The organism is Paenibacillus silagei, assembly GCF_017874735.1.
Classification (GTDB): domain Bacteria; phylum Bacillota; class Bacilli; order Paenibacillales; family Paenibacillaceae; genus Paenibacillus_AQ; species Paenibacillus_AQ silagei.
Genome location: NZ_JAGGLV010000001.1, coordinates 124,743 through 142,915, shown reverse-complemented (window position 1 = coordinate 142,915; position 18,173 = coordinate 124,743). Strand labels below are relative to the sequence as shown.

Here is an 18,173-nt window from a genome sequence, read left to right as displayed (position 1 = left end):
AACAGTATACAAATACAAGAAGTGCTGGAAGGGCTGAAAGGGGTTTTTTAAGAATGAGAAAGAAATTAAGAATAGGAACGGCAATTATCATTGCAGGCAATCTGCTGCTTGGTCTGGGCAGTCCGGTTATCGGTATACATACATCAGCGGTATACGCCGCTTCGGAATTCGGAATCAGCATTTCTCCTGCGAACGGGTCTGCTTTTGTAAATGTCGGGGCTTCGCTGGGGCTTGGCTTTGACCGCCAGGTGATCCCGCAAGCCGGGAAAATCACCATTACAGATGTAAATGCCGAAACGGTATTTACGGAAATTGCAGTCGGGAGTGCAGGACTAATCGGAAACTCGTCAAGCTACGAGATCAAGCTAGGCGCCAGCCTTAAATTTGCTCCCTACAAAACATATAGCGTAAGTGTGCCTAAGGGGCTGTTTAAGGATAGTGCAGGCAATGAATCTGCGGCAACAAGCTGGAAGTTCACGACAGCCCCGGAGGTAAATCCGGCGATTACAGCAAGCAGCATGTCTCCTGCCATCAATTCCAGAGTAGAGGCAGGTAGCTTAACGGAGCTGAGTATTCGCTTATCTGGAGTCCTTACAGCCGGAGGAGGCAGCGTCAGGCTGCTCTCGTCAGCGGATAACGCGGTTATACAAGAGTTTGCGATCAGAGATGGAGAACCTGGGGTAGCATTCCAGAGTGCAGATTCCTCGACAACGGTGACGTTGACACTGGCTAATAAGCTTCCGTCCGGCGGGAATTATTATGTGCTTATCGACGCTTATGCATTCAAGGATGCTAATAATACAACCTATCAGGGGATAGCGAGCGGCAGCGGCTGGAGCTTCTCCACGGTCGGCACGGGTACTATCTCTGCATCTACGGCTCCGGCCAATGCATCTTTTGGCGCATCGGTTAGTGGAGCCCTTAAGCTATACTTCGACCGCCCGATGAGTCCGGCCTCTGGAGTAATCTCGGTCTCTCCAGGTGCAGGGGACCCTAGAACAAGATGGCTGAATGTCAATTCAACGAATGTTACCGGTGGGGGAAGCTCGACAATAACTCTGTTGCCAGCCTCCACAGCTTCACCGCTATTGAGCGGTACACTATATACAGTGACTATACCGCAGGGGGCTTTTTATGATCAGGATGGTCATCTCTTTCCGGCCTCAGGTCCGTACTCCTGGACGTTCACGACGGCATCACTGACAAGTCTGTCTGTAGCCGCGTTAACACCAGCGGACCGCAGTGAGTCAGTAGATATCTCCAAAACGATTGCGGTTAATTTCAACCGGGATGTTGTCTATAATAACACCATTACGAACGGGGTTGTTCTATACAAAAGCAATGGATCTAAAGTGACAGCGACAGTTCAGCAGGGCGCCTCTGCCAAGGAGTTTTTAATCAAGCCGACTGCAGCATTGGAGTCAGATACGATCTATTATATCGACATCGCCAAAGGAGCGTTCACGGATGCCGCAGACCCCAGCGTGCAGTATGAGGGTTTAAGCGGTACCAAGTCATGGAGCTTCCGTACTGTGGCCATAGATAAGACTCCACCCTCGCTGACGAGTGCAGTGCTGGAGAACAACAGGACGATCCGCCTGAGGTATAATGAGTCGCTTAACGCTTCAGTGGCGCTGCTGGCTTCCAGCTTCGGGGTAACCGTTAATGAGGAAACCCGGAATATTGAGAGTGCCTATATTCAAGGAGACAGTGTATTTGTAGTGATTAGCACAGGCATCGCTGTAGGCCAGAATGTAAAAATCAGCTATACCGGCGGCGTGCGGACGATTCAGGATACGAGCGGGAATGCTGCGCCTACCTTTTCTGGACAGCAGATCACTAATACTATAGAATCGGCGCTCCCTACGCCCAAAGAAGGCAGAATAACTGGCAGAACAGTGACACTGACCTTCAATGATACGCTCAAAACGGTCTCTCCTTATGCGTATGATCAGTTTGTGGTAACAACTGACGGGTATTCGCTTGGGGTGAATTCTATCAGCTCCAGCGGCAACACGCTTTATTTAACAGTGGGTTCCGAGGTGGGCAATTCGGAGTCGGTCCGGGTATCCTACTACGCCGGTTCGTATCCGCTGGTTAGCTCTCTGGGGCAGAATATTGCAAACTTCGCTGAGTTTAACATCCGCAATAGTAAGGATAATGTGCCGCCGGTGTTCCAGAATGCGACAGGAGCGGGCAATAAGATCCTTTTGAATTATAACGAAGGTCTGTCTACGATTAATTTACCGATGAATAGCCAGTTCTCTGTACTGGTTGGCGGTAAACCAAACTATGTTACCAATGTATCGGTAAGTGGATCGCAGGCTACATTGACCCTTCAGACTGCTTTGCCAGTTAACGGAACAGTGACGGTATCCTATGTTCCAGGTACTCTTGGACTTAGTGATCTGAATGGTAATCGTGCAGCCTATGTTGATCTTCAGCCAGTGACTGTAACTTCAGCCACGGTAGTATCGGAGATCAGCATAGCTACAGTGAAGGGCAACGAACTTAATGTTACTTTTAATAAGAGCATGCAGTCATCTTCGAAATTGTATGTTAATCAGTTTGGGATTAAGGCTGATGGAAGCAGCATTGATGTTCAGGATTTCAGCCTGTCTGGAACTCTTTTAAAATTGAATCTCTCGCAAGCAGTGACGGCCGGACAAAAGGTTGAGCTCTCTTACCTGTCTGGTGCGGGGATGATTACAGACACGAATGGTAACTCTCTTCCGTCCTTCAATTCCTTGTCTGTTCAGAATCTGACCACTGGTGTAACGGGCAATGGAAGCCGCCCTTCTTACCTTGGAACCCTGCCTGCCAGTGAATTTGGCAAGGAGTACCCGTTACTGAAGAGTGATTCGGCTCTTGGGGTTACAGATCTTTCGGTCTACAAACAAATGGTTAAAAGATATGATCTGAATGCAGAACGTATGGCTGCCAGTTATCAATATCTGAAGCTTGCAGGTGGGGATGAGCTGGTATTCGAGGTTCCTTCTACAGAGAAGTCAGCCTATGTTACCGTTCCCCTAAAAGCTCTATCGGATGCAGCCGCAAGCAACAAGAATGCAAAACTGATTATCCGGTACGGAGATCAAATGTATGGTGTAAAACTAAGCGACATTGATGTGAATTCGCTAATTGCTAGTCTGGGGACAGATATCAATAAGGTCTCACTTGTGCTGCGTATGGAGAGTGTTCCGGGCGGGACGTTCTATTCGTTCGAACAAAAAATCGGAAGCCAGGCCATGCGTAACGTTACCGGTCTTATGGATTTACGTCTTACCGGTTCAATTAAAGATAACTATTCCAATGCCAAGGAATTAAATGTAAAAGGGCAATACACTGTTCGCAATGCTGCTGTATTGAACTCCGCCCAAACGATGGCCGCCGGTGTAGATTCGACATACAATGATGCTATTTATTTGCCGGCCCAAATTGCTACAGTGGGCAGTAATAGCGTTGTTAGTGCACGCACGAATGGTAACCAGGTGGTGGGGGTGTTCATTTCCTTGCGTACCTTTGGAGATATGACCTCCCATTGGAGTAAGACTGCTGTAGCAGAGTTAGCCGCCAAAAATATCATCGATAGCAGCTATGGAACTGCGTTTAAGCCTGATCAGCCGATCACTCGTTCTGAGTTCGCTGTGATGCTCAGCCGGGGCTTAGGTTTACAGGCAGTACGCGGTGGAGCTTCCCAGTTCAAGGATGTACGTCCTTTTACACAAACAAGTGACTTCATAGAAGCCGCAGCCAAAGCCGGCATCATCAACGGCAATACGGACGGGACCTTCCGTGCGGAGGATAAAATTACCCGTGAGCAGATGGCGATTATGATGGTGAGGGCGCTGGAGTATACGGGGCAGCCTGTAACGTTGAGTGCATCTGTAATGGATACGCTTAGCCCGTTCAAGGACCGGGCGAGGATTCTGAGCCAGAGTATCGAATTTGTAGCCAAGGCAGTCAAGGCGGGGATTATTCAGGGAGTCAGCACCACGCAATTCCAGCCGCAGGGTAATGCTACCCGAGGGCAGGCTGCAGTCATGCTGCAGCGGATGCTGAAGACAGCAGGCTATTTGTAAGAGCAAGGGAATTGTATAGTTAAGCAGAGCATCCGGTCTATGGGCCGGGTGCTTTTTTGGCATACCTGGACAGCTCCAGCGTGACTCCGCTCATCCGGTAAAACCTGCTAGTTCTCTCCAATTTTCGCAACTTTTCGAGCTGGATTCAGTCTATTAAAGGTATAGTCTATTACTATGAACTGATATCCAGGTCTTGATAGCGAGGTAGAAGAGTACAAATAGATGGGAGAGTTACACTGAAATGAATGAGCTTTTCATGGGGAAAAAGAGTACTGAGTCAACACGGGGAAATCAATGGTCGCCTGCTAAAAAATGGATTGCTGCATCCTTGGCGGGTGTAATCTGGATCATGCCGGTTGTCGGGAGTGAAGGTGCAGGATGGCTGGGTGCAGGCACTGCGCCGGTAGCACAAGCAGCAGCGTCCTTCTCGGCGACAAAACTGAGTGAAGAGGTTATCACTTCCGGTGCGATGATGATGAAATATAAATTTACCACAGTGCGTTCAGGTAAAAGTGCCACAGGACTGGCCAGCGTCATTCGTGTCGATCTGAATAATCCTTATGTCTCTCTGGATGTCATGACCGGCAAAGGCGGGAATCTGACGACACGGCAGAGCACCGGGGGCATGGCGGCGGAGACAGGAGCCGTCGCGGCGGTGAACGGGGATTACTTCAATACCGGCGGAGAAGGTGCGCCGATTGGCGGTCAGGTATCTGGCGGTGTGCTGGTGTCTACTCCTTCACAGCTAAACGGAATGTATGCTTTTGCAGTAACCAAGGACCGTAAACCTATCATTGATGAATATACGTTTGAGGGGATGCTGACCGCAGAGGATGGTTCCCAGTTCCCGCTGTCCGGCATCAACAAAGGGGCCTACAATCCCGAAGGCGGCAGCTCGACTTACAGTCATGCTAATGCAGCCTATATCTACACGGATGCGTGGACAGCGCTAGAGCGGCCTAAGGGCAGCTCTACTACACCGACAGAGGTGCTGGTAGAGAATGATACGATTACCCAGATCTCGCTGGATTCGGCGTTGCCGGTGACCGTGCCCAAAGGGGCTTATATTCTGCGGACGCACGGGCTGGCTGCCGAGTTCGTCAAGGCACATCTGGTTGTAGGACAAAAGATAAACAGTACCTATCTGCTCCGTTCCAAAACCACCCAGCAGGAGCTCGATCCTTCTACGCTGCAGATGATGATCGGGGGGCATACGATTCTGGTCAATAACGGCAAGGCGTCGTCGTTCTCCCGTTCTACAAGCAGCATTGGCGGGTACCGGGCGCGTACAGCGCTGGGCTATTCCCAGGATGGCAGGTACGTATATGTCATTGCAGCTGAGAAGAACAGCAATAGTGCGGGTCTGTCGCTGACAGAGCTGCAATCCTTCATGACGAATATCGGGGTATGGAAAGGAATTAATCTGGACGGAGGGGGCTCTACAACGATGGTAGACCGCCCGCTGGCTGAAACCTCGACTACGCTTACCTTCAATACCGAATACGGCAAGGAGCAGCGCACAATCGTTAACGGCGTGGGAGTATATACTTCTGCTCCGCAAGGTGAAGTGAAAGGAATCAAGATCAGCGGCAGCTCGGTACTGTTAATCGGGCAAAAGGCCACATACTCCCTGAAGGGCTATGATACGTACTACAATCCGGTGGATGTAGCGGCGGCTAATCCGGCCTGGACCGCAAGCGGCGGGAGTGTGACTGTGAATGCGGGTGAAGCCACGGCCGTCAAGCCGGGAACCGTCAAGCTGAAGGCGACCAGCGGAACAGCGAGTGCGGAGACCGAGGTCACCGTTCTGGGCGGAGAAGACCTGTCCAGCCTGATTGCAGGTACAGCAACTGCACCGCTGCAAGCAGGAGCCACTGTATCGGTTCCGGTTAGCGCGGTGTCGAAGAGCGGGGCAACGATAGCTGTTCCGGCAACCGCACTGAAGTGGGAGTTTATCGGCTTCAAAGGAAGTGTGGGGGACGGCAAGCTTAAAGTGGAGTCAGTCGATCCCGGCGTAACTACCGGATATGCGATTGCCCGCTATGACGGCTTCAGCACGGCGGTTGTCTTGTCTACTGCAGCTGCTACGGCGTGGGAGGATTTCGAGAATGCCAATTATCCGTTCGCGTTCACAACCAATGCGGCAGGGGTTACTGGAACAGCAGCAGTAGTTGCGGGCAGCGCAGAGCGTGCAGGCTCGAAGGTCTTATCGCTTAGCTACGATATGAGTGCAGGCACCGGTAAAATGTACGCATACGCCCAGTTCAACGGTACAAAGGGCAAGGATATTCCGGCGGCGGCAACCTCCATGTCAGTCGATGTGATGGGGGACATGAGCCTGAACTGGATGCGTGCCGAGCTGACAGATGCCAGCGGAAAGACGGCCTATATTGATTTGGCGAAAGTTATCGACTGGAACGGCTGGAAGACGCTTAATATCGATCTGTCCGGCTCAGGGATTAAATTCCCAGCTTCCCTTAAGAGACTTTACGTGGTAAATGTAGAAGAAGGCCAGGATGAACGGGCCAAGACAGGGACAGTGGCTTTTGATAATATTTCCTTCGTGATGCCATCGCTCTCCAGTGAGGCGGGACTGCCCAAAGGGACGGCGGCGATGAGCATTGGAGGCAAGGCGATGACGGTTAACGGCACCAAGCGGCCGATTGATGTTGCGCCGATCGTGAAGGACGGCAGTACGTATGTGCCGATAAAATATGTTCTGGACGCGTTCGGCGGCAATGCGGTCTGGGATGCGAAGACTAAGAAGATTATGGTCCTCCGGGGCTCTAAGGCGCTGGATCTGACCGTGAATAAGAAGGAGTTCGTACTGAACGGGAAGCGGCAGAGTGCTGAAGTAGCACCGATGATTCTGAATGCCAGGACTTTAGTACCGCTTCGACTCGTGACAGAACAGCTCGGACTCACTGTAAAATGGGAACAGAACACTAAGACCGTAACTATCGAATCGTGATATGTTAATATAAAGGAAAGCCTTTAATACGATTCGATAGAAATGGGGCAAGCATCCGTGGAATTTCAAGCCGATGCGATAGATCGGGTGATTAAAAACACCATCGACGTGATGGAGAGCAGCAAGTATCAGATATTCGAAATATTGCAGGTGGCACGCGATGAGCTTGCTGCACTCAACAAAGAACTGCAGCGGGTCATGGAAGAAACGGATGAAACATTGCAAAAGGTAGACAAGCTGGAGCAGCAGTACCACCGCTCCCGGATCCGGCTGACAGAGGTCAGCCGGGATTTTGTCCGCTACACGGAGAAGGATATCCGGATTGCCTATGAGAAGGCGACGGAGCTGCAGCTGGAGCTGATGATGACCAGGGAGAGGGAGGCTTATCTGCGGAGCAGACGCGATGAATTGCAAATGCGGGTTCGCAGTGTCGAAAATTCTGTAGAACGTGCCGAATCGATTGGTTCGCAAATGAGCGTTGTCCTGGAATATCTGTCCGGAGAACTAGGTCAAGTGACGCGAATTGTCGAATCTGCGAAGAACCGCCAGATGATTGGACTCAAAATAATCCTGGCTCAGGAAGAGGAACGGAAAAGAATTGCCCGGGAAATTCATGACGGTCCTGCTCAAATGCTGGCGAATCTAGTCCTAAGGACGGAAATTGTAGAAAGAATGCTGGTAAAGCAGGAATTTGGGCTGGTACAAGCCGAAGTAATAGACTTAAAGGGGCAGGTAAGATACAGCCTGGAAGAAATGCGCAAGGTGATTTTTAACCTGCGTCCGATGGCGCTTGATGATTTGGGGCTGATTCCGACTCTGCGGAAGTATGTGCATGATTATGAGGAGAAGACGAAGATCCGCACCTCTTTTGAAACCAGGGGGAAGGAGCACCGTTTGTCCTCGGCAATGGAAGCGGCGGTATACCGGCTGGTGCAGGAGGCTCTGTCCAATGCGGCGAAGCATGCTTATCCGAGCTACGTACTGGTAGAGATTACTTATCAGGCTCAATTGATCAAGATTGTCGTGAAAGACAATGGCTTAGGCTTCAATGTGAAAAAAATCAGTGAACAAGCCAACCGGGAAAGCTTCGGTCTGGTGGGTATGCGCGAACGCGTGGAATTGCTGGAGGGAAGAATGGAAATACAATCAGCCGAGAACCAGGGCACAACAATCGTAATTCACATTCCGACGAATGTGGAAAAGGGAAAGGAGTAATGTGATGGAGAACCAAAACTCTGGCAAAGCGCCCATTAAAGTTCTTTTGGCCGATGATCATCAATTGTTTCGTGAAGGGCTTAAACGTATTTTGAATATGGAGGATGACATCGAGGTCATTGGCGAATGCGGGGACGGCATCCAGGTGCTTGAATTCTGCAACGGCAATAAGCCGGATATCGTGCTGATGGATATCAATATGCCGATTGAGAACGGCGTGGAGGCTACGCAAAAGCTCCGTGAAATGTTCCCGGATGTCAAAGTGATTATCCTCTCGATTCATGATGATGAAAGCTATGTGTTTGAGACGCTGCGCAAGGGGGCAAACGGGTATCTGCTGAAGGATATGGAGGCCGAGTCGCTGATTAATGCGATCCGCTCTGTATGCGAGGGACATGCTTTTATCCATCCGAAGGTGACCGGCAAGCTGATTAATCAGCTGCGGCGCATGACGTACCTTAACGAGACTGGCGCTATGGCCGAGACGGCCGTGAAGGAAGCCGGTGTCAAATTCGTTGCAGGCGATAACAATCCGCTGACCCGCCGCGAGGCAGAGGTGCTGCGGTTGATGGCGGAGGGCAAGAGTAACAAGATGATTGGGGAATATCTGTTTATCAGTGAGAAGACGGTCAAAAACCATGTCAGCAGTATTCTGCAAAAGATGGAAGTGGACGACCGTACGCAGGCTGTAATTAATTCTATCAAATACGGCTGGGTAACTTTATAGCTTCCCTCATAAACTTTTAACTGAGCGTTTTGGAGAATCCTAATGATCCTTATAAACGGTACATAACTTGTATGCAGCTGAGAGCTGCAGCCATAGTATTGTTTCAGTCCGCACTCTATTCGAATTTTGCAAAATGCTAACTTAAATATGTACCCTAAGTTGAACTGGCGGGTGGGCTCCCGCGCTAATGGGCTGTCACCGTCCTTTTATCCCCGGCATATAGTGTGGGTATAAGAGGGAGGTGCATCTTCATGATCGCCCAGTTAATCTGGATTATCTCTATTTATGCATCCGCAGCAGCCCTTGTTCAACTCCTGCATCATCGGGAAGAGACCCGGGCAGCAGCACGGACTGGTAAGCGGCTTCACTATATTCTGATTACTCGTAATCATGAGGCCGTGGTGGAGTGGTATCTCAGGGTTTTTGCAGTGTATGCTTGCTGGATCGGCAGGCCCCTGCAGATCACCTTGGTGGATGACGGTTCAGAAGACAGGACCATGGCGGTAGCCTCACGGATGGCTTATCATAACTCTTCTATTGAATTTGCACCTGCGGTGCCGTTCTTCGGCCTCGCGGACAGGGCAGAACTCCGGCAGGGGGTTACGGTAGACCTGCGGGTGCAGGAGCCGCTGCTGCCGCTGCGGATAATGCGGTTGCCGGGAAGCGGGAGATCCCCATCCAAGCCCGGCGAATGACAGCTAAATATGTAAGTTACGGGTGAAGCACACTCTCCAGGAATGGGGCGGTGTGCTTTTTGGCGTGCTCTAAAAGATAAGGAGGCGTTGGGATTGAAGGTGGCGGTGTATGTGGTGGCGCAGGGCGGACAGTGGCAGGCCCGGATTTCATTGAATCTGGCGGTGGATGAATTATGGTGGGCGGGTGAGGTGGAGGGGCTGGGGGCTTGGGGCGGGCGCTGGGTAGTAGGGAGAGGTCAAGTGGCAGACTGGGAAAGCCAAGCGGCGGAACGAAAAGGTCAGCGGGTAGCTCGGGAAAGCCAAGCGGCAGAACGGAAAAGTCAGCGGGCAGACCAGAGAAGCCAATCGGCAGACCGGGTTGTGGTGCTCTCCCGGTCACTGCCGCTGGGCTGGGCGGTGAAGCTGGCAGCAGCCTGCCAGTTCACGAACCAGATGCAGCGCTGGGATGAGGCAGCCTGGAGGAAATACGCCGCAGCGCTCTTGAAGGCGGAGATCCGGGCGGAGCAGGCTGCCGGAGGTGGACGGGAAGCGGGCTGGCCTTTCGAGGAGATTCAGGTGTATAAGCTGCCGGAGGACAGGGGATGGAGCGAGGATGAGGGGAGAGTGGTTGGAGGATGGAACGGGGGGCGTAAGGCAGGGGTGAGTGAATGGAGGGATAGAGAGGGATTTGAATGGGGGGATGAGCCGGGGAGCGAGTGGGCGAGTGGGAGGGACAGCGGCGGGGAGAAGGAGTGGGAGAATGAACGGGTTATCGAGCGGGGAAGTAGGAGGGAGAACTGGCGCGGGAACGAACAGGTGAGCTTACGGAGAAAAGGGCTGGAGGCACTTGCAGCGGGAGCAGACCGCCTGGTTACGGCGTTGGATGGGCGTTCGCTGCTTCAGGGTGAAGCAGAGGCGCTGGTGGCCGAGCAGCTCCCGGAGCTGGCGGAGCATTGGCGGGCTGCGGCGCAGCTCGCCAATCTCCAGGGACGGCTGCGGCTTACGGCCGCCGTCCTGGGCCCTGCGGGCGCCGCGCGGCTGGGCCTGCGCCGCCGCGAAGTGCCGCGCTGCCTGCGCTGCGGCAGCGTACCCACGTGCCGCACGGCCTGCGCCGCGTGCGGCCTTGCCGGCTGCGCCTATTGCGAGGCCTGCCTCGCACTGGGGCGCAGCCGGGCTTGCGCGCTGCTGCTGCGCAGCGCACCGCTGCCGGCCGTGCGCTGCACGGCCGGCGTGTCCCCCACCGTAGCGGCACGCCGGTGGGGGCTGAGCGCAGCGCAGGCGGCGGCCGCCTGCGCTGCGCTGGGGTTCCTGGCGGAGCCGCGCTGGGGTTCCTGGCGGAGCCGCGCAGGCGCTCCGCCGCAAGAGGCCCAGAGCGGTTCCTGCTCTGGGCAGTGACGGGCGCGGGGAAGACGGAGATGGTCTTCCCGCTCCTGGAGGCGGCGCTCGCGGCCGGGGGCCGGGCGCTGATCGCCACGCCGCGGCGCGACGTTGTGCTGGAGCTGGCGCCGCGCCTGGCCAGAGCCTTCCCGGCGGATGTCCCCGCCGTGCTGTACGGAGGCAGCGAGGACCGCTTGCGCCGCAGCCGGATCACCCTGGCGACCACGCACCAACTGCTGCGGTTTCACCAGGCCTTCGATCTGGTCATCATCGATGAGATCGATGCGTTTCCCTATCACAACGATCCTATGCTGGACTATGCTGCAAGGCAGGTCTGCAAGCCCGGCGGACGATTCATCCTACTCTCCGCCACGCCGCCTGCGGAGCTTCAGCGTCTTGCCCGCTCCGGCAGATTGCCGCATGCGAGGGTCCCGGTCCGTTTTCACGGCCACCCCTTGCCGGTTCCGCGCCATATCCGGATGCCGCCGCTTCATCGCTGCCTGAAGCAGGGCAGAATTCCGGCAGGACTGCGTTCAGTGCTGCAGCGGTCCCTTGACCGTAAGGCGCAGATCTTCCTCTTTGTCTCACGAATTGCCCATATCGAGGGGCTGCTACAGCTGCTGCGGCGGATGTTTCCCGAAATTTCTATAGAGGGCACCTCCTCTCAAGACCCGGGGAGAGCAGAGAAGGTACTGAAGTTCCGTGATGGCACCATTTCCCTGCTGGTAACGACCACGATTCTGGAGCGTGGGGTCACGGTACCGCATAGTGATGTATTTATTCTGGATGCGGACAGCGGACTATTCGATGAAGCAGCCTTGGTGCAGATGGCGGGCCGGGCGGGCCGCTCTAAGGATGATCCGGCAGGCAACGTCATCTTTGCTTCAGCAGAGTGGAGCCGCTCACAGCGAGCCGCCATATCACAGATCCGCAGTATGAATGCAATCGCCCGCAGACAGGGATATCTCAAGTCTTAATGATTTTGTGAGGATTCCTTGGAAATAGCTGTGAATGCCCGGCTCCCCTCATTTTGAATGCTATACATGCTGAACTTTTGATCTCCACACACCCTATTTTACAAGGAGGATTACCATGCGCTCCCTAACCTCATGGATGAAGCAAGCCCGCTCCCTAATCTCGCCTTCGCAGCCGGAATGTCTGTTTTGCGGCCGCAGAGGCCGCCCTTCCCCTGAATGGCCTGAGATCTGCCTGCACTGCCAGAGCAGCATTCCATGGATTCGCGTTCCCCGGTGCCAGACTTGCGGAAGACATGTGGGTTGTCCCGATTGCAGCCGCAGCCATGGACCCATACCGATCCGGTGCAACCGGAGTGCAGTAGCCTACACCAGTGAAATGCGTGAAATACTAGGCCAGTATAAATACCGGGGGAATGAGCGGCTCGCACCCCTGCTCGGTCTGATGCTGGACAGGGCATACGCGCTGCTGCAACAAGAACAGAGTGGACAACAACTGAATGAAGCGCTACAAAGCAACTTTTTTAGTAAACCATTCCCGATACGGCATTCAAAGCTTCGTATGCGTTCTAACCTATGGCAAGCCGATTTGCTGGTCCCTGTGCCTGTGAGCGCTGTCCGTTTGTCGGAACGGGGCTTCAATCAGGCGGAGCGGCTGGCGGAAGTAGTATCCCTGCGCAGAGGAATCCCTCAGCTCCCACTGCTGGTTCGCACCCATCACACTGCCAAGCAGAGCTTCAAAAGCAGAAGGGAGCGGCTGGCCGATATGAAGCATGCTTTTGCCGGGAATACAGATTCGGCGGTTCTGCAAAGTCTGAAGGAACACCTGGATTCCCGTGCGACGCATCAGCTTGAGCAGCGTCCCCCGCAAATCATCATTGTCGATGATATCTACACTACCGGAAGTACGATTCGTGCCTGCGCCGAAGCGCTTCAGCAGCTCTGCCGCAGCCAGAATTGCCTTGCTGAAATCTACTCTCTGACCTGGGCGCGTTCCTAGTAGCTGCCGCCGCTTCGGAATTCAATAAAACCGCTTCCCTGACCGATACTAAACATAGACGGATCTTCGGCGATCATGTAATCTTAGTAGCATAAGCGATTCATGAGTTGTGCAGAATGATAGAAGGGAGCCGCGGTAGATATGAATGTAGACAATTGTCCAAGATGCGGCCGGTTATATGTCAAGAACCTGATGAACCTGTGCCAGCCCTGCATCAAAGAGTTAGAGCATGAGTACGAAATCTGTGTAGAATACTTACGCAAAAATAGAGGCACCAACATACAGGAACTGTCCGATGCCACCGATATTTCCATCAAGGAAATCACGCGTTTTATCCGGGAGGGCCGGATTTCCATAGCCAATGCACCCAATATGATGTACCCTTGCGAGGTATGCGGAACCCTGATCCGGGACGGGCATATGTGCGACAGCTGCCGCAGCCGTTTGACCAAGGACCTTGCCAATGCAGCCAAGGAAAGTGCAGACTCGAGCGCTTCCAAGAAGGCTCCAGATGGCGCTTACCGCGCGGTAGACAAGTTCCGCAACTAAACAATTCTGCAAAAAAACGCTTGCAGCTATAAAGAATGTTTCAACAGGGGCCGATAAACTTAGTAAAGATTATCGGCTTTTTTATTACAGAAGGAAGGTGAAGTTATGAAAATTAACGATGCCGGACGAATTAATGCGATTAATCCATACCAACGAAGTGCGGAATCGCAAAGGCAGGAACAGATGAAGAAGAGTACACGCAAGGATGAGGTATCGATTTCGGATGAGGCCATCAAGCTGCTTCAGGCACAGAAGAGCGGCAAGATTGACACGGAACGTGCGAATAAGATCGAGAGCCTGAAACAGCAAGTATCCGCAGGTACCTACCAGGTTGACGCAGCCAAGCTCGCTGAGACACTCGCCCCCTACTTTAAGCAATCCTCCGAGAATTAGGTGAACACACCCATGGCACTTACAACATTATTAGAATTGCTTGAGCGGCTGGACGAGGCGCATGTGCAGATGCTGGATCTGGCCGCAGTGAAGAAACAGACCATTATGGACAACAAGGTAGAGGGTCTCATTGATATCCTGAACCGCGAGTCCAAGCTGATGAAGGTGATCGGACAGCTGGAAGAACGGCGTGCAGAAGCGGCCTTCGAGTTTTTGCAGGGGGTTGGAATCCGTTCCAATCTGAATCTGAATCTTACCGAGCTGTCCCGCCTTGTCTTTGATCCCGATGACAAATCGCGCCTGCTGCAGATTCAGCAGAAGCTTTCCGGCACATTGCAGCAATTAAAAAAGGCCAATGAGCTGAACCAGAAGCTGATTGAGCAGTCGCTTACCTTTATAGATTATTCCCTGGATTTGCTGGTCGGAAGACCAAATCAGGAAATGACATACCATCATCCGTCCGACAAGGGCAGCAGTGTAACTCGGCCGGGTCTTTTTGATGCCCGTGGATAATCAGGTTATCCGCTGAGCTGCGCTCATCGCAGCAATCACAAGGGAGGAACACGCAGTATGACATCTACATTCCACTCCATCGAGACCGCAAGACGAAGCCTGTTTACCCAGACAGCGGCGCTCAATACCACCGGCCACAACATTGCCAACGCCAACACGGAGGGATACACCCGCCAGCGTGTGAATATGAAGGCGGCCATCCCGATTGAAGCCTATGGTATGAATAACTCGACGATGCCAGGGCAACTGGGAACAGGGGTTGAATTCAGTTCCATTGAGCGGATTCGGGAGATGTTCCTGGACGATCAATTCCGCGGGGAGAACTCGGCAAGCGGGAACTGGAGCATTCAGTCGGACACCTTAGATAAGCTGGAAGCGATCGTGAATGAGCCTTCAGATACCGGTGTCCGTATCGTGCTGGATAACTTCTGGAAATCCTGGTCGGACCTCAGTAAGAATCCGGAAGATCCAACCGCCCGTAAGATAGTAGTCCAGACAGCTCAGGCCCTCACGGATGCCATGAACTATATGAGTACACAGCTCAGCAATCTGGACCGCGATCTAAGCACCAACATTGATGTCAAAGGCAAAGAGATCCAGAGCTATCTCAGTTCTATCGCTGACCTCAATCAATCCATCTCCAAGATCGAAGGCATGGGCGACAAAGCCAATGATCTGCGCGACCAGCGCGACCTGTTGACGGACAAGCTGTCCAAGATTGCTAACATCACCATTCTGGATACAGATGCCGGATATAACATCTCACTGGGCACACAGCCGTTAGTTCAAGGAGCAACCGTAAGTGCGGCTGTAGACAGTACGTTTCTTAATACCGCCTTCGCCTCCGGCGATTTGAAGGCTGGTGAAGCTTATGGGATGCTTTTCTCCAAAAACACCTATGTAGCAGATTACAGGAAGCAGCTCGACGCGATGGCCAATACCATTGCCAATGGTGAAGTGCAGGTGACCATACCGTCAGGCTCTAACCTGCCCGCAGGAACGACTGTGCTCAAGGATTCAGAGATTATTAATGCAGATGGCACCAAAACGACTCTAACAGCAGGAAGCGCGGTACCTATCCCGTTGCCGGGTGATCTAAGAACAACAGTCAAGGGTCTGAATGGACTTCATCAGCTGGGGTATGCGCTCAACGGGACGTCAGGCCGGCCGTTCTTCACCTCTGCGGTAGCGGGGGAAGCGATCACTGCTGCCAATCTCAAGCTGAATCCGGAAATCGCTGCTGATCCCACGCTGTTTGCTACTTCCTTGCGTACTACTACAGACACCTCAGGCAATGTATCCGTAGTAAAAGGAAATAACACACTGGCGCTGCTGTTCAGCAATATGAAGGATAACAATACTTTCGCTACAGCGGATGGTACTAAGACCGGTACAGTCGGGTCCTATCTCAGCTCCATGGTTGGACAATTGGGTATCCAATCTCAAGAGGCTACACGCCAGGCCAGCAACTCGGATTACTTGGTGGATCAGGTGAGTTCCCGCCGCCAGTCTGTAAGCGGTGTGTCCCTGGATGAAGAGATGTCCAATATGCTCGTGTTCCAGCATGCCTACAGTGCTGCTGCGCGTTTCATGACCACCTATGATGAACTACTTGATAAATTGATAAATTCTACCGGCACAGTCGGAAGATAAGGAGGCCATACCATGATCAGAGTCACCTCCAATATGATGAGCTCACAGCTGCTGCTTAACTTGAACCGCAATGCGCGTACCATGAACGAGACCCAGCTCCAGCTGGCCAGCGGCCGCAAAATCAACAAGCCCTCCGACGACCCGGTAGGCATCACCTATTCCCTCCGCTACCGCGCCGAGCTGTCTTCTAACGAGCAGTACACGAAGAACGTGGACAGCGCGCTGTCTTGGCTGGATTATAATGATACTGTATTGGGTCAGGCGGGGGATGTGATTCAACGTCTGCGGGATTTGACTGTACAAGCCTCTACTGGCAGTAATCCGCAGTCAGCTCTGGACAGTATTAATGAAGAAGTGATGCAGCTCAAAGAACAGCTGGTGGATATAGCGAACAGTAAGCTGAATGGAAAGTATATTTTCAATGGTGAGCAGTACACCACGAAGCCTTATGATTTTGCCAAGGGTGCTGATGGCACCTATGACACCTCACAGGAGGTTATAACGGACGCTGGGCAAATTCAGTACATTGTCGGCGAAGGGGTTCAAATGCCGATCAATTTAACCGGCAATTCAGTATTCGGTAACACTGGTGAATCAGATAATATTTTTTCATTAATCAATAATCTTTCATCTGCCTTGAAGGCCGGGAACATCACAGGTATTTCCAGCCAGCTTGATAAAATCGATACCCGCACCGAGACGATTCTATCCGCACGCTCTGAGATCGGAGCCAAGACTAACCGTGTGGAACTGATGCAGGACCGCTTAAGCGATTTGAACATTAACTTGACGGATCTCCAGGCTAAGACAGAGGATGCCGATTATGAAGGGCTGATCATGCAGTCGAAGATCCAGGAGAATATCTACAATGCCTCGCTGTCTGTGGGAGCGAAGATTATCTCTACAACCCTTGTAGATTTTATCCGATAACGGAGGTGGTTCTTGTTGATGCAGCCTATTTTGCAAATTCGACAGACACCTGCACGGATCGGCATTGATGCGGATATCGGGTCTTTCTCTATTACTCAACCTAAGGCAGACGTCAGCATCACGACAACACCGGGTGAGCTAAGCGTTCAATCCACTCCTCCAGAGCTTATTATTGACCAGACCAGGGCACGCGCCGCGTATAATGGGGGCAGTGTTCTGGATATGAACCGTAGAATCTACTCGGGAATTCAGCAGTTGTATCTTCAGGCCATTGCCCGCAGAGTGGAGCAAGGCACGCGCATGGCTGAATTTTTCAAGCCCGGTAACAGTATTGCTGAGATTTACGGAACAGATACCGAGCCGAATTCTTTTCCTGAACCTTGTGGCCCAGCGTCATATGATAATGTGGACTTGCGCTACGAAGCGAGGGCACCGGAAATTAATTTCAGACCTGCCACAGTTGATATTCAGGTGGAAAGACACCGCCCGGAGACGGAATATACACGCGGCAAGCTTGATATTTATATGCAGCAACATGCTTCGGTGCAGTTTATTCCGCCGGAATTGAATGTTCAAATGTAATTGTAATAAGCTATGGATGTGCTTAAGGCACTTCTATAGCTTTTCTGTTATCTTACAACAGTCAGAATAATAAGGAGTGAATAACTTGATTATAGAAACGCTATCCATGGGTACACTTGAAGTTAGGGAGGATCAGGTGTTCCACTTCGCCAAAGGGATTCCAGGGTTTGATGAAGAAGCAGACTTTGCGCTTGTGGCTCTGGAGGAGTCTCCGTTTTGGGTATTGCAATCCGTTAAGGAGCGAGGCCATTCGTTTTTGCTTGCTGACCCTTTTACATTCTATCCTTCTTATGAATTTGAACTTCCGGACGATGAAGCAGAAGAACTAGGGATCGAATCTGATGTGCTTGTCCGCTGTATTGTTACTCTGAAGGAACAAGTAGAAGCTTCAACCATTAATTTGTTAGCACCGATTATCTTCAATCCCAGCGGATTGACCGGGAAGCAGATTGTAATACACCGCACCTCATATCATACGAAGCATAGCCTGCTGCAAGAGCAGCTAGTGGCTGATGGAAAGGATGGGGGTTAAT

At 52.4% G+C, this 18,173-nt stretch carries 15 protein-coding genes; all 15 read left to right on the top strand.

Annotation, left to right across the window (positions count from 1 at the left end):
• Nucleotides 1–53 precede the first annotated feature (53 nt).
• On the top strand, nt 54–4,082 hold the full coding sequence (locus J2Z70_RS00570; RefSeq protein ID WP_209868425.1) for an Ig-like domain-containing protein: 4,029 nt from the start codon (nt 54–56) through the stop codon (nt 4,080–4,082).
• Between the two features lie 256 nt (nt 4,083–4,338).
• Nucleotides 4,339–7,053 carry a stalk domain-containing protein gene (locus tag J2Z70_RS00565; RefSeq protein WP_245367927.1) on the top strand — a complete coding sequence of 905 codons (2,715 nt, stop codon included), beginning with the start codon at nt 4,339–4,341 and terminating at the stop codon, nt 7,051–7,053.
• A gap of 57 nt (nt 7,054–7,110) precedes the next feature.
• Nucleotides 7,111–8,268 (top strand): sensor histidine kinase, encoded by a 1,158-nt coding sequence (locus J2Z70_RS00560; RefSeq protein WP_036721752.1) that lies wholly within the window; start codon nt 7,111–7,113, stop codon nt 8,266–8,268.
• Between the two features lie 4 nt (nt 8,269–8,272).
• Nucleotides 8,273–8,995 (top strand): response regulator, encoded by a 723-nt coding sequence (locus tag J2Z70_RS00555; RefSeq protein ID WP_036699238.1) that lies wholly within the window; start codon nt 8,273–8,275, stop codon nt 8,993–8,995.
• 251 nt (nt 8,996–9,246) lie between these two features.
• The gene (locus J2Z70_RS00550; protein ID WP_051477750.1) at nt 9,247–9,690 is read left to right on the top strand and encodes a hypothetical protein; all 444 of its coding nucleotides are present in this window, start codon (nt 9,247–9,249) and stop codon (nt 9,688–9,690) included.
• A gap of 93 nt (nt 9,691–9,783) precedes the next feature.
• A complete protein-coding gene (locus J2Z70_RS33055; RefSeq protein ID WP_245367890.1) occupies nt 9,784–11,064 on the top strand; it encodes a hypothetical protein in 1,281 nt (426 codons plus the stop codon).
• Nucleotides 11,061–12,023 carry a helicase-related protein gene (locus J2Z70_RS33050; protein ID WP_342592967.1) on the top strand — a complete coding sequence of 321 codons (963 nt, stop codon included), beginning with the start codon at nt 11,061–11,063 and terminating at the stop codon, nt 12,021–12,023. The genes J2Z70_RS33055 and J2Z70_RS33050 overlap by 4 nt, the downstream gene beginning before the upstream one ends.
• A 115-nt stretch (nt 12,024–12,138) precedes the next feature.
• Nucleotides 12,139–13,020, top strand: a complete 882-nt coding sequence (locus J2Z70_RS00540) for a ComFC family protein (protein ID WP_209868422.1) — start codon at nt 12,139–12,141, stop codon at nt 13,018–13,020.
• 141 nt (nt 13,021–13,161) lie between these two features.
• The gene (locus tag J2Z70_RS00535; protein ID WP_036694666.1) at nt 13,162–13,569 is read left to right on the top strand and encodes a TIGR03826 family flagellar region protein; all 408 of its coding nucleotides are present in this window, start codon (nt 13,162–13,164) and stop codon (nt 13,567–13,569) included.
• 105 nt (nt 13,570–13,674) lie between these two features.
• Nucleotides 13,675–13,962: a flagellar biosynthesis anti-sigma factor FlgM gene (gene flgM / locus J2Z70_RS00530; RefSeq protein WP_036694667.1), complete on the top strand. Its 288-nt coding sequence runs from the start codon at nt 13,675–13,677 to the stop codon at nt 13,960–13,962.
• A 12-nt stretch (nt 13,963–13,974) separates the two neighbouring features.
• The gene (locus tag J2Z70_RS00525; RefSeq protein WP_076080047.1) at nt 13,975–14,475 is read left to right on the top strand and encodes a flagellar protein FlgN; all 501 of its coding nucleotides are present in this window, start codon (nt 13,975–13,977) and stop codon (nt 14,473–14,475) included.
• 57 nt (nt 14,476–14,532) lie between these two features.
• Nucleotides 14,533–16,128: a flagellar hook-associated protein FlgK gene (flgK, locus tag J2Z70_RS00520; RefSeq protein WP_209868420.1), complete on the top strand. Its 1,596-nt coding sequence runs from the start codon at nt 14,533–14,535 to the stop codon at nt 16,126–16,128.
• A 12-nt stretch (nt 16,129–16,140) separates the two neighbouring features.
• Entirely contained in the window at nt 16,141–17,058 is a 918-nt protein-coding gene (flgL, locus tag J2Z70_RS00515; protein WP_209868418.1) for a flagellar hook-associated protein FlgL, read from the top strand.
• A gap of 18 nt (nt 17,059–17,076) precedes the next feature.
• Complete coding sequence (locus J2Z70_RS00510) at nt 17,077–17,640, top strand: DUF6470 family protein (protein WP_245367889.1); 564 nt, start codon at nt 17,077–17,079, stop codon at nt 17,638–17,640.
• A gap of 85 nt (nt 17,641–17,725) precedes the next feature.
• Nucleotides 17,726–18,172 (top strand): flagellar assembly protein FliW, encoded by a 447-nt coding sequence (locus J2Z70_RS00505; protein WP_209868414.1) that lies wholly within the window; start codon nt 17,726–17,728, stop codon nt 18,170–18,172.
• Nucleotide 18,173: the final 1 nt, after the last annotated feature.